Here is an 11,817-nt window from a genome sequence, read left to right on the forward strand (position 1 = left end):
CGGCCGCCTGTAACATCAGGGGGCAAAACCTGCCCCCGAACTCCCGCTTAGCGTTGATAGAGAACGTTGGCCGGATAGATTGCGCCAATTACGCTTTTTTCCCGTGCGCCTGTCACCGCAGGCAGATTGCCCGGCAGGCCGGAGAGCGTGCGAAATGCCAGCCACGCAAACGCCAGCGCTTCCATATCATCACCACTGATACCCGCCGCATCGGTGGTCGCCACTTCCGTTCCGGGAAGGTGCGCCGCCAGCCGCGTCATCAGCAGTGGATTGCGACTGCCGCCGCCGCACACCAGCAGACGATCGCAGCCATCATTGAGTAACACCTGCTGTGTGATGGTGATAGCGGTCAGCTCCACCAGCGTGGCCTGCACATCCTGCGGTGCCAGACCCGGAAAATAGCGCAGATGTTGCTCCAGCCAGCCCAGGTTGAAGTGTTCGCGCCCGGTGCTCTTCGGCGGCGGCAACGCAAACCAGGGTTCACGTAACAGCGCCTCCAGCAGTGCAGGGATCACCGATCCGCTGCGCGCCCACTGCGCATCTTTGTCATAAGGCTGCCTTTGATTCCGCCAGATCCAGGCGTCGAGCAGCATATTGCCGGGACCGGTATCAAAGCCACGTACCGCCTGACCCGGGATCAGCAGCGAGAGATTGGCAATGCCACCAATATTCAGCACCATGCGGCGTTCCGTGGCATCCATCAGCAGCGCCTGATGAAAAGCGGGCACCAGCGGCGCGCCCTGCCCGCCCAGCGCCATATCACGACGGCGGAAATCGCCCACCACGGTGACGCCGGTTACCGCGACAATCTGGTTATTGTCACCAATCTGCAGCGTGTTCGGCGCGTCACTCTGGGGCTCATGCCAGACGGTCTGACCATGACAGCCAATCGCTGTGATATCGCTGGCCTCCAGCGATTCACGCTTCATTAATGTCACCACGGCTTCTGCAAACAGCTGGCCGAGGCGGGTATCAAGCTGGCCGAGCTGTGACAACGTCAGGGATTGTCCCTGGCAAATCCCCAGAATGGCCTGACGCAGCGCAGGTGGCATCGGATGGTAGTAACTCGCCTGCTGCGCCACCATATTCTCATCAATGGCGGCCAGCACAACATCCACGCCATCCAGGCTGGTGCCTGACATTACCCCGATATAGCGTCCTGATTTCATAACCATTCCTTACTTCCGGCGGGAAGTGCGATTCATCTGCGGCTAGCCTGACAAATAATGATCGCTAATTCTATGATTAAATTCTTTTTATCCGAACGTGCTAACCCGTAACGTTACGGGACTATTTTTAAAAGACAATTGAATTATTGTTGATCTTACATAGTCTATGCTTCGTCCAACCGTGTTTTATTCGGACAGGGATTAATTTGCCAGTTTTGTGTCTTATACTGTGTGCAGGATACAGCGATAAACGTGGCGCCTTCTCGACTAAAGGAGTTTCAAATGATTAAGCGTGTAATTGTGGTCGCTCTGGCCGGTGCGATGCTGGCAGGTTGTAGCAATACCAGTACGCTGTCGGGTGATACCTACAGTGCCAGTGAAGCGAAGCAGGTGCAGAGCGTGTCGTACGGTACTCTGGTCTCTGTGCGTCCGGTGAAAATCCAGGGCGGTGATGAGAGCAACGTCATCGGTGCAATCGGTGGTGCGGTGCTGGGTGGCTTCCTGGGTAACACCATTGGTGGCGGTAGCGGACGTAGCCTGGCGACAGCCGGTGGTGCGGTTCTGGGCGGCGTAGCAGGCCAGGGCGTACAGGGCGCAGTCAATAAAACCGATGGCGTTGAGCTGGAAATCCGCAAGGATGATGGCAACACCATCATGGTAGTTCAGAAGCAGGCTGCCTCACGTTACTCCGTTGGCCAGCGTGTAGCGATGGCGTCCAACGGCAGCCAGGTGACGGTTTCACCTCGCTAAGGCTGCAAAACAAAAACCGACGCGCAGGCGTCGGTTTTTTTATTTCTCTTTGTGCTGAAGTTCGAGAATGTTTTTCTCAAGTCGGGCAATCAGCGTCACCATCTGACTGATCTCTTCCCGACTGATGCCGGACAGGATGTCATCCCGCGTCTCATCAATCACACTCTCAACCTGTTCAATAATCGGCTCAGCCTGCTGCGTGAGCTTAATGCGTTTAGCACGACGATCGTTGGCGCAGGTCGAACGGGTAATCAGTCCTTTCTCTTCCAGCTGATCCAGCGTCCGCACCAGAGAAGGCTGTTCAATACCAATCGCCTTGGCTAACTGAATCTGCGACTGTTCGGGCGGCAGTTGATGAATATTATGCAACGTCACCCAGTGAGTCTGAGTCAGCTCAAGCGGTTTGAGCCGCTGATCAATCAACGCGCGCCAGATGCGCACCAGGCGAGATAAATCCGTTCCGAGAGGCGTATCCATTTCATCTCCTTATAATTAGCTTGCTAGCTATCAAGCCAGATTTTACACTATTCTGCGAGTTTACAGGACAAATTACAAATCCCGGACCAGGCTACGATTACGCGGTAGCGCGTTCAGTCTGCCGTTTGGGTTAACGAAGGATGTTATCACGTGATCACTCCTGCTTTTTCAGGTGCGAAACCGCTAACCGAACTGGTCGTGGGCGCCTCGCTTTTTTTCCCCCCGATATTCAAAGCGGTACTGCTCGGCTTCTTTTTCTGGCTGCTGATTCACCCGCTGGTGCGCGGCTGGATCTACTCCGGTGATGTCTGGCATCCCACCCTGTTTGATCTCTCCCTGTTTGTGCTGTGCGTTACCGCCGCACTCTGGCTTATCGGTCACGGATAATCGATATGAAATTTAACGCGATAAAATATTTCTCAACGCTGATTGTTTTTGCGCTGGCGCTGCTGGCTGCTGGCTGGCTGTGGAACTACTACATGCAGTCGTCCTGGACGCGTGACGGGAAAGTACGGGCAGAGCTGGTGGATATCACGCCTCAGGTGTCGGGCCGGATTACGCAGCTGAAGGTCAAAGATAATCAGTTCGTGCATCAGGGCCAGCTGCTGTTAACGCTGGACCCGGTGCCATGGCAGATTGCACTCGACAACGCTGCCGCTCAGCTTAGCAAAGCGCAGGCGGACCTGGCGAAAGCGCAGCATGAATATAACCGGCGCAGCAGCCTGCCGCGCAACATCATCTCCGCTGAGGATCTCGATGCGGCGCGCTTAAGCGCGGAAGCCGCCGCCGCCAGTGCCAAAGCCGCACAGGCGGAGCTGGAGCGGGCGCGCTGGAATCTGCAGCAGACGACACTGACCGCACCGACAGATGGCTGGATCACGAATCTTACGCTTCGTCCCGGCAACTATGCGACGGCGGGATCGCCCCTGTTTGCGCTGGTCGACAGTCACTCTTACTACGTTATGGGTTATTTCGAAGAGACCAAGCTGCGCCATATTCACACCGGGGCGGCGGCTCAGGTGGTGCTCTACAGTAATGGCATGCGGCTGCAGGGCCAGGTGGACAGCATTGGCCGCGCTATCTATGACCAGAGCATTGAGACTGACAGCGGCCTGGTACCCGATATCAAACCCAATGTGCCCTGGGTGCGGCTGGCGCAGCGGGTGCCTGTGCGCATTCGTCTCGATACGCTACCGGCTGATGCCGATCTGGTGGCCGGCACCAGCTGCACCATCACCATTCAGCCATGAATTTTCAGTGGCTGGCCTGGGATCAACTGCCCTGGATTAAGGCGAACGCCGGTCAGTGGCGCTATGCGTTGCGAAATGCTATCGCGATGTGTCTGGCGCTGAGCATCGCCTATGGGTTGGATCTTGATGAGCCTTACTGGGCGATGACCTCTGCCGCCGTAATCAGCTTTCCTACCGTGGGCGGCGCAATCAGTAAAAGTCTGGGCCGCATCGTCGGCAGTCTGCTCGGGGCCAGCGCCGCCCTGCTGATTGCCGGACATACCCTGAATGAACCCCGGCTGTTTACCTTTGCGATTGCCGGCTGGCTCGCGCTCTGCACTGGCATTGCAAACCACTACCAGAACAACGTCGCCTACGCCTTTTCGCTGGCGGGCTACACCGCCGCTATTATCGCCTTCAGCAGCGTCAATATCACTGATATCACCTCATTGTGGACCATCGCCCAGGCACGCGTCTGTGAGGTGATCTCCGGTATTCTGTGCGCCGGTTTGATGATGATGGTGCTGCCGAGCACCTCCGACGGCGAAACGCTGATTACCTCACTGAAGCAGATGCATGCGCGATTGCTCGAACATGCGCTATTACTGCTGCAGCCCTCGGCCAGCGACACTATTCGCACCGCACATGAAAACGTCATCAGCCAGATCCTGACCATGAACCTGCTGCGGATTCAGGCGTTCTGGAGCCATTACCGTTTTCGCCGACAGAACAACGTCCTGAACTATGTGCTGCACCAGCAGCTACGACTTACCAGCGTGCTCTCCAGCCTGCGCCGCATGCTGCTGAACTGGCCCGACGCGCCTGAGGCGCTGTTTGAGGCAGTGCAACAACTGCTGGCGGAGCTGGCAAAACCGGCGTGTGATAAATATCGTCTGGCGCAAATTCTGCGCAGCGTGACGCCTGCGGCAGATGGGGACTACCGGCAGCGTGCCTTTTGTCAGCGGCTGCGCTACTTCTGCTGGATGTACCTCAACGTGCTGCGCTGGATCCGTCTGCTGGAGCGCGCCGATGCCGATACCCGCTTTCAGCCGCCGCCGGTTCCGGCGCTGGCGCGTGACAGTGACAGTGCCGAAGCGGGCTGGAGCGCCCTGCGCACTTTCTGTGTGATTGTACTGGGCTGCGCCTTCTGGATTAACACGCAATGGTCTTCCGGTGCCTCGGCGCTCACTCTTACCGCCATTGCCTGCGTGCTCTATGCCTCTGCCCCCTCACCTGGCGGCAGCGTCACGCTGCTGCTGAAAACGCTGCTGTGGCTGTTTGCATTTAGTTTTGTGATGAAGTTTGGCCTGATGGTGCAGATCGGTCAGCTATGGCCGTTTTTACTGTTTTTGTTTCCGCTGCTGGTGACGCTGCAACTCTTCAAGCTGCAGCAGAAACAGCGCGCCGGGATGTGGGGGCAGTTCATCGTATTTATGGGCTCGTTTATCGCGGTGACGAACCCGCCCACCTGGGATTATCAGGACTTTTTTAACGATAACATCGCCAAAGTCTGCGGGGTGCTGCTCGCCTGGCTGGCGTTTCAGATTCTGCGGCCCAGCTCCGATGCACGGCGCAGCCGGCGGCATATCCGGGCGCTGCGGCTGGCGTTTCTCGATCAGCTGCGGCAACGGCCACGGCTCAGCGAGAGCCGCTTTGAATCGCAGATTTATCATCGCATCAGCCAGCTCAGCCATAGCCGGGATGAGCAGGCGCGCGTCTGGCTTCTGCGCTGGGGCGTGGTGCTGCTCAACTGTTCGCATATCGTCTGGCAGTTACGTGAATGGCGTGCCAGTTCGGTAACGCTGATGACATTTCGCGATAACAGCCTGCAGAATTTACAGCAGATTATGAGCAGCCGCGGCGTACGGCACAATTCACTGGATCAGATGCTGTCGGAACTGGAAGCGACGATTACCGCGTTGCTGGCACTGGAGAACAACGAAGCCAGCGAACTGGCGGGGATTATCTGGCGGTTACGCTGTTCGCTGGCCCAGCTGAAGCAGGCTGTGCCAGCGTAATTACTGGCAGTATTGCTGTTGCTGCCGGTTAAAATCATCCTGCAGCTGTTGCAGCGTTTTGTGGCCCTCGAAGCGGGTTTTATCCATCTCGGTCATCGGTTCAATCACCAGCGCTTTCTCATCAGGTGAGAAGATAAAACGGCGTGTCAGTTCGCTGCCGGTAAAACTCTGACCGTGAATGCCACCGCACACCATGGTCATGGTGCGGCGATAGATCGTGGTGTCAGTGAAATTGGTTTCAGTGGCACTGCGAAAGACCTGATCGCACCCCTGCGCTTCCAGCTTGCGCACCATGTTGCGGCTGAGCCATTCACGACCTTTGGCGATCTTTTCACAGGTGACACGCATCTTGCTGGTATCAATGGTGCGCTGAAGTTCCCGTCCGGTTTCAGTGACCAGTTGCGTATCATTGGGTTTATCGCATCCCACCAGCAGCAGACACAGCAGTAATGCGCCCTTGAATTTCATTTTCCTGCTCCTTCCCCATCACGCTTTCTTACCTGAATCAATATCATAGGGTGGAAATGACGGGGATGGTATAACAATTCATAAACAGGCGGGATAAAAAAGGGCGGCTATCGCCTGCCGCCCGGTAATTCAGATAACGCCGCAGGCATAACGCGCCCCGCCGCCGCCCAGCGGTGCAGGATGATCGGCATGATTATCCCCGCCGGCATGCACCATCAGTGCTTTACCTTTGATCTCTTTTAAGGACTTCAGCCGTGGTGCCAGCACCGGATAGGTGGCGTTGCCTTTCTCATCAACATAAATCGCGGGCAGGTCGCCCAGGTGACCTTCAGCATAAGGCCCCAGATGTTTGCCGCTGTTCGCCGGATCAAGGTGACCGCCAGCCGCACCGGCGGCGACCACTTTGCCTTCAGATTCGCCTGGCTCACAGCTGCCTTTAGCATGAACATGAAAACCGTGAATGCCTGGCTTAAGTCCCTGCAGATCCGGCGTAAACTGCAGACCATACCGGGTCTCGTCAATCTTAACGGTACCCAGCGATTTTCCAATCCCTTCAGCGGTAACCTGATGGATCGTAACCTGCTCACTGGCAGCCTGCGCTGAGCCGCAGGCGATTAGTGCAAAAAGCGCAACTGCTTTCATTTTCATGGTGTCTCCATTTGTCTCCCAGGGTTTGAGATAAGTCTGGCCGCTGTTGCACTATTTTGCCGAAGATTGACGCAGTTTTACGCTTCAGGGAACATCAAATCCCAGCGCCGCTTTGCGAATACGGAACCACTGCTGCCGGGACAGGGATAAATTCAGTGACCCGGCGGCTTCAGTGACCCGCGCAGCTTTGCCTGAACCAATGATGGGCAACGGTTGCGACGGCAGCATCAGTATCCAGGCATAAACCACCTGTTCCAGACTGGTCGCACCGGTTTCCTGCCGCACCACCTCCAGTTCGTTACGCAGTGGCTGGAAGTGAGGATCGTTAAACAGACGGCCGCCGCCGAGACAGGACCATGCCATCGGACGAATGCGCAGTTGCTGGCACTGATCCAGGGATCCATCCAGCAGCACGCTTTGCTGCACGGGTGAAATCTCCAGCTGGTTAGTGACCAGCGAGAACGGCAGACGCGATTGCAGCAGTGAAAACTGGGATGGCGTGAAATTCGAGACGCCAAAATGCAGCACTTTTCCGCTTTGATGAAGTGCCATAAAGGCTTCAGCTACTTCGTCAGCCGCCATCAGCGGATCGGGGCGATGGATCAGCAGCAGATCGAGACGATCGGTATGGAAATGGCGAAGCGAGTTTTCAGCACTCTGCACGATATGATTTTTGTCGGTAATGTAGTGCCCAATATGATGCTCAGGCCGGGCGCGGGTGGCGATGCCGCATTTGGTCACAATCTGTAGCCGATCGCGCAGTCCGGGAGCCAGCTTCAGCGCCTCACCAAAAGCTGCCTCACATTGGTAGTCGCCGTAAATGTCCGCATGATCAACGGTGGTAATGCCAAGCCTCAGATGGTGCTCAATAAACGCAACCCGCTCCTGCGGCGACATGCCCCACTCCATCAGACGCCAGTACCCCATAACCAGCGGTGAAAAATCGGGGCCCTGTAAAGCGATGGCTTGCAGTTCTGACATGACGTTCTCCCTGTTGCGCGTTGGCTGTAATTAATGTGTCAGAGAGTATAACGGAAAGCGGAAAGTCGTCAGAATAACTCCGGCTGTTGTGGCTCTGGTGGCTCGTCGCTTTTCTGCTGCCGCAGCAGGCGCAGACGACGCTGCTGACAGAGACGAATGACCTCCCGCTTTTGCGCATCGCTGAAGCGAAGCCAGTTAAACCGCTCATCGCGGCTGCGTAAACATCCCAGGCAGTAGCCGCGCGCATCCGTCTGGCAGATGCCGCGACAGGGGCTGGGAACCGGGAAAAACTCAAGCTGCTCGGCCACCATGACTCCGGATTAACAGAATAAACAGACCAGTAAAAAGCGTAGCCTGGATGCGCAGGAATTAAGCTATGCCCCGTCAGAATTATCCTTTTCTCTCACGGGTGAGTGAACACTCTGTGCCAAATGTACGGTGCAGCGTTGCATTAGACCAACCGGTCTACTACTCTCTCTGCCATGAATAAGACGCTACAACGCAACGAAACCCGCGAACACCTGCTCCAGACAGGTGAACAGCTCTGTCTGCAACGCGGCTTTACCGGAATGGGACTCAGCGAACTGCTGACGCAGGCGGCGGTGCCCAAAGGCTCCTTCTACTACTACTTCCGATCTAAAGAGGCGTTTGGCGTGGCGTTACTGGAACGCTACTTTGTGCGTTATCTGCAGGATGTTGAGTTACAGCTCAACCAGACAGACGGCACGCCGCGTGAACGTCTGCTTAACCATTTTCGTGCTGCCGTTGAGCTGTTTGTGCAGCAGGGACATATTGTCGGTTGTCTGGGCGTGAAAGTTTCTGCGGAGGTCTGCGACCTTTCAGAGCCGATGCGTGATGCACTGCAGCAAGGTGCAGCAAAGATTACCGCGATCTATGCCCGGACGCTGGTTGCCGCAGAGCAGCAGGAGTCACTGAGCCTGCCGCATCCCCCCGCGCAGATGGCTGAGTTACTGTCGCTGCTGTGGCTGGGTGCCAGCCTGCAGAGTAAAATTTCCCGCGAGGCGCAGCCACTGCGTCTGGCACTGAGTACCATCGAACAGTGGCTTAAATGCCACTGATTTTTAAAAAACATGTTTGTAGACGACTGGTCTACTAATCAGGAGCTATTATGGCGAGTACCCAGCTGTTTCGTCCGCTGAAAGTCGGCGCAATTACCGTCCCAAACCGCGTATTTATGGCACCGCTGACCCGTCTGCGCAGCATTGAGCCTGGCGACATCCCTACCCCGATGATGGCGGAATATTACCGTCAGCGCGCCACTGCTGGTCTGATCATCACTGAAGCGACCCAAATCTCTTTCCAGGCAAAAGGCTATGCCGGTGCGCCAGGCCTGCATACTCAACCGCAGATTGCGGCATGGAAAGCGATTAACGAAGGTGTCCATCAGGCGGGCGGTCATACCGCAGTGCAGTTATGGCACACCGGTCGTATCTCTCATAACAGCGTACAGCCGGAAGGCAAAGCACCGGTTGCACCATCCGCCATTGCTGCGGGTACCCGTACCTCACTGCGTGCTGAAGATGGCAGCGTCTATCGCGAAGACACGTCTGTACCGCGCGAACTGACAGTGCCAGAGATTCAGCAGATCGTGGCTGATTTTGGTCAGGCTGCGGCGAACGCACGTGAAGCAGACTTCGACCTGCTTGAGCTGCACTCCGCGCACGGCTACCTGATGCACCAGTTCCTGGCACCGGGTTCAAACCAGCGCACCGACGAATATGGCGGCAGCATCGAAAAACGCGGTCGCTTTGCGCTGGAAGTGGTCGATGCGGTGATCGCCAACTGGTCAGCCGATCGCATTGGTATCCGTGTCTCGCCTATCGGCAGCTTCCAGAATCTGGACAACGGTCCGGACGAAGAAGAAGCAGCGCTGTGGTACATCGGCGAGCTGGCAAAACGCAACATCGCCTATCTGCATCTCTCAGAACCAGACTGGGCCGGCGGCAAGCCTTACACCGACGCATTCCGTCAGAAAGTACGCGATCTCTTCCCGGGTGCCATCATTGGTGCCGGTGCTTACACCGTTGAGAAAGCGGACGATTTGATTGGTCGCGGTCTGATCGATGCGGTTGCGTTTGGTCGTGATTACATTGCTAACCCGGATCTGGTTGAGCGTCTCCAGCAGGATGCCCCACTCAACCCACAGCGTCCGGAAAGCTTCTACGGCGGCGGCGCGGAAGGTTATATCGACTACCCGACGCTGTAATCCGTTTGGGCTGCCGTCCGGGACGATGACGGCAGCCATTATTCAATGGCGATTTTCGTCGCTATACTTAGCGCCTGGGTCATCCGGCGATGGCGTTTTATTTAAAAGAGGATGTTATGCGTTTACTTCATACCATGCTGCGCGTTGGCGATCTGCAACGTTCAATCGATTTCTACACCCGCGTGCTGGGCATGCGCGTGCTGCGTCAGAGCGAAAACACCGAATATAAATATACCCTGGCATTCGTGGGCTACACCGACGAAAGCGAAGGTGCTGTGATCGAGCTGACCTACAACTGGGGCGTTGACAAATATGACCTCGGCGATGCTTATGGCCATATCGCGCTGGGCGTCGATGACGCAGCAGCAGCCTGCGAACGTATCCGCAAAGATGGCGGCAACGTGACCCGTGAAGCGGGCCCGGTCAAAGGCGGCTCCACCATTATTGCCTTTGTTGAAGATCCCGATGGTTACAAAATCGAGCTGATCGAAAACAAAGATGCCGGTAACGGCCTGGGCAACTAAACCTGCCTCTCAGTCCGCCTGAACAGGTGGGCTGAATCCCTTCTCTGCGCTTCATCTGCTGCACCCGGCCCTGTTTTTTGCCATAATACGCGCTGCCCTTTTCCTGCAACGAGATCCTGATGTCTGAATCGAATTCCCCTAATGCACTCAATCAACGTTTCCGTGGCTTCTATCCGGTGGTGATCGACGTTGAAACCGCTGGTTTCAATGCGCAAACCGATGCGTTACTGGAGATTGCCGCTATCACGCTGAAAATGGATGAAGAGGGATGGATTCAGATTGACCAGACGCTGCATTTCAACGTCGAACCCTTTGTCGGCTCGCTTTTGCATCCGGAAGCGCTGGCCTTTACCGGTATCGATCCGAATAATCCGCTGCGCGGCGCAGTCAGTGAATATGAGGCGCTGCATGCCATTTTCAAAATGGTTCGCAAAGGCATTAAAGACAGCGGCTGCAATCGCGCCATTATGGTGGCCCACAATGCCACGTTTGACCTGAACTTTATGTCAGCAGCAGCAGAACGTGCCAGCCTGAAGCGCAATCCATTTCATCCGTTTGCCACCTTTGATACCGCGGCGCTGAGCGGACTGGTGCTGGGTCAGACGGTGCTGGCGAAAGCCTGTATTGCGGCGGGAATGGAGTTTGACAGTACGCAGGCGCATTCTGCGCTGTATGACACTCAGCAGACAGCGACACTGTTCTGCGAGCTGGTAAACCGCTGGAAACGGTTAGGCGGCTGGCCACTCCCCTTTGCCGAGGGCGACGCAGACGCCTGCGCCTCCGCATAAGGGATGCCGTAACGAAAAAGGCCGACATTGCGTCGGCCTTTTTTTATTCTGCTTCTTTAAACTTTTCTGCGGTCTCTTTAATCAGCGACTGCAGTTCACCACGCTGTAACATCTCAACGATGATATCGCATCCACCGACCAGTTCACCGTCTACCCACAGCTGCGGGAAGGTAGGCCAGTTGGCATACTTTGGCAGCTCTGCACGAATGTCCGGGTTCTGCAGAATATCCACGTAAGCAAAACGCTCACCGCAGGCTGACAGTGCCTGCACCGCCTGTGCAGAGAAACCGCAGCTTGGCAGTTTCGGCGAACCTTTCATGTACAGCAGGATCGGGTTTTCTGCGATCTGGCGCTGAATTTTTTCTACAGTACTCATAATTGCCTTCCTTAATTCGTTACTTCGTGTTTGTTTATTGTAGCGACTTCGCAGCGTGACTGAAAACGAGATTTTACCGCTGTCCGATTAAATCGCCATCATTGTTAAGTTCCGCTTCCGGACGCCTGAACGCCTGATTATTAACAGCGGGTAACAGTTTAA

At 55.9% G+C, this 11,817-nt stretch carries 15 protein-coding genes; 8 read left to right on the plus strand and 7 right to left on the minus strand.

What is annotated here, in order from left to right:
• Window positions 1-47: 47 nt before the first annotated feature.
• Window positions 48-1,169 carry an anhydro-N-acetylmuramic acid kinase gene (anmK, locus tag F3I20_RS02490; protein WP_150038027.1) on the minus strand — a complete coding sequence of 374 codons (1,122 nt, stop codon included), beginning with the start codon at window positions 1,167-1,169 and terminating at the stop codon, window positions 48-50.
• A gap of 282 nt (window positions 1,170-1,451) precedes the next feature.
• On the opposite strand from anmK, the gene slyB reads away from it, so the two are divergent.
• Window positions 1,452-1,919: an outer membrane lipoprotein SlyB gene (gene slyB / locus F3I20_RS02495; RefSeq protein ID WP_150012864.1), complete on the plus strand. Its 468-nt coding sequence runs from the start codon at window positions 1,452-1,454 to the stop codon at window positions 1,917-1,919.
• A gap of 39 nt (window positions 1,920-1,958) precedes the next feature.
• Here slyB and slyA read toward each other — a convergent pair whose 3' ends face one another.
• Window positions 1,959-2,396 (minus strand): transcriptional regulator SlyA, encoded by a 438-nt coding sequence (gene slyA, locus F3I20_RS02500; RefSeq protein ID WP_010245551.1) that lies wholly within the window; start codon window positions 2,394-2,396, stop codon window positions 1,959-1,961.
• A 150-nt stretch (window positions 2,397-2,546) separates the two neighbouring features.
• Here slyA and F3I20_RS02505 point away from each other — a divergent pair, with 150 nt between their 5' ends.
• Genes F3I20_RS02505 through F3I20_RS02515 form a run of 3 tightly spaced genes read left to right on the plus strand, consistent with a single transcriptional unit; the run spans window position 2,547 to window position 5,643 of the window.
• Window positions 2,547-2,783, plus strand: coding sequence for a DUF1656 domain-containing protein (locus F3I20_RS02505; protein ID WP_150012862.1), 237 nt, complete (start codon window positions 2,547-2,549; stop codon window positions 2,781-2,783).
• Window positions 2,784-2,788: 5 nt separating this feature from the next.
• On the plus strand, window positions 2,789-3,646 hold the full coding sequence (locus F3I20_RS02510; protein ID WP_150038026.1) for an efflux RND transporter periplasmic adaptor subunit: 858 nt from the start codon (window positions 2,789-2,791) through the stop codon (window positions 3,644-3,646).
• Window positions 3,643-5,643, plus strand: coding sequence for an FUSC family protein (locus F3I20_RS02515; RefSeq protein ID WP_150038025.1), 2,001 nt, complete (start codon window positions 3,643-3,645; stop codon window positions 5,641-5,643). The genes F3I20_RS02510 and F3I20_RS02515 overlap by 4 nt, the downstream gene beginning before the upstream one ends.
• On the opposite strand, the gene F3I20_RS02520 is transcribed toward F3I20_RS02515, so the two are convergent.
• The 4 genes from F3I20_RS02520 to F3I20_RS02535 all read right to left on the minus strand — a co-directional run bounded on the left by F3I20_RS02520 (window position 5,644) and on the right by F3I20_RS02535 (window position 8,048).
• Window positions 5,644-6,111, minus strand: a complete 468-nt coding sequence (locus F3I20_RS02520; protein WP_150012856.1) for a hypothetical protein — start codon at window positions 6,109-6,111, stop codon at window positions 5,644-5,646.
• Window positions 6,112-6,240: 129 nt separating this feature from the next.
• The gene (sodC, locus tag F3I20_RS02525; RefSeq protein ID WP_150038024.1) at window positions 6,241-6,759 is read right to left on the minus strand and encodes a superoxide dismutase family protein; all 519 of its coding nucleotides are present in this window, start codon (window positions 6,757-6,759) and stop codon (window positions 6,241-6,243) included.
• Between the two features lie 84 nt (window positions 6,760-6,843).
• The gene (locus tag F3I20_RS02530) at window positions 6,844-7,740 is read right to left on the minus strand and encodes an aldo/keto reductase (RefSeq protein ID WP_150012852.1); all 897 of its coding nucleotides are present in this window, start codon (window positions 7,738-7,740) and stop codon (window positions 6,844-6,846) included.
• Window positions 7,741-7,808: 68 nt separating this feature from the next.
• Window positions 7,809-8,048, minus strand: a complete 240-nt coding sequence (locus F3I20_RS02535; RefSeq protein ID WP_150012944.1) for a DUF1289 domain-containing protein — start codon at window positions 8,046-8,048, stop codon at window positions 7,809-7,811.
• A 174-nt stretch (window positions 8,049-8,222) separates the two neighbouring features.
• Here F3I20_RS02535 and F3I20_RS02540 point away from each other — a divergent pair, with 174 nt between their 5' ends.
• From F3I20_RS02540 to rnt, 4 genes are all read left to right on the plus strand, one after another.
• Window positions 8,223-8,819, plus strand: a complete 597-nt coding sequence (locus F3I20_RS02540) for a TetR/AcrR family transcriptional regulator (RefSeq protein ID WP_150012850.1) — start codon at window positions 8,223-8,225, stop codon at window positions 8,817-8,819.
• A gap of 50 nt (window positions 8,820-8,869) precedes the next feature.
• Window positions 8,870-9,967: an alkene reductase gene (locus tag F3I20_RS02545; protein WP_150012848.1), complete on the plus strand. Its 1,098-nt coding sequence runs from the start codon at window positions 8,870-8,872 to the stop codon at window positions 9,965-9,967.
• 116 nt (window positions 9,968-10,083) lie between these two features.
• Window positions 10,084-10,491 (plus strand): lactoylglutathione lyase, encoded by a 408-nt coding sequence (gene gloA, locus F3I20_RS02550; protein ID WP_010245580.1) that lies wholly within the window; start codon window positions 10,084-10,086, stop codon window positions 10,489-10,491.
• A gap of 119 nt (window positions 10,492-10,610) precedes the next feature.
• Window positions 10,611-11,279, plus strand: a complete 669-nt coding sequence (gene rnt, locus F3I20_RS02555; protein ID WP_150012846.1) for a ribonuclease T — start codon at window positions 10,611-10,613, stop codon at window positions 11,277-11,279.
• Between the two features lie 43 nt (window positions 11,280-11,322).
• Here the strand turns inward: rnt and F3I20_RS02560 are convergent, their stop codons facing one another.
• Window positions 11,323-11,658, minus strand: coding sequence for a Grx4 family monothiol glutaredoxin (locus F3I20_RS02560; protein ID WP_179291196.1), 336 nt, complete (start codon window positions 11,656-11,658; stop codon window positions 11,323-11,325).
• Window positions 11,659-11,817: the final 159 nt, after the last annotated feature.

It is taken from the genome of Candidatus Pantoea gossypiicola, assembly GCF_008632075.1.
GTDB classification, from domain to species: domain Bacteria; phylum Pseudomonadota; class Gammaproteobacteria; order Enterobacterales; family Enterobacteriaceae; genus Pantoea; species Pantoea gossypiicola.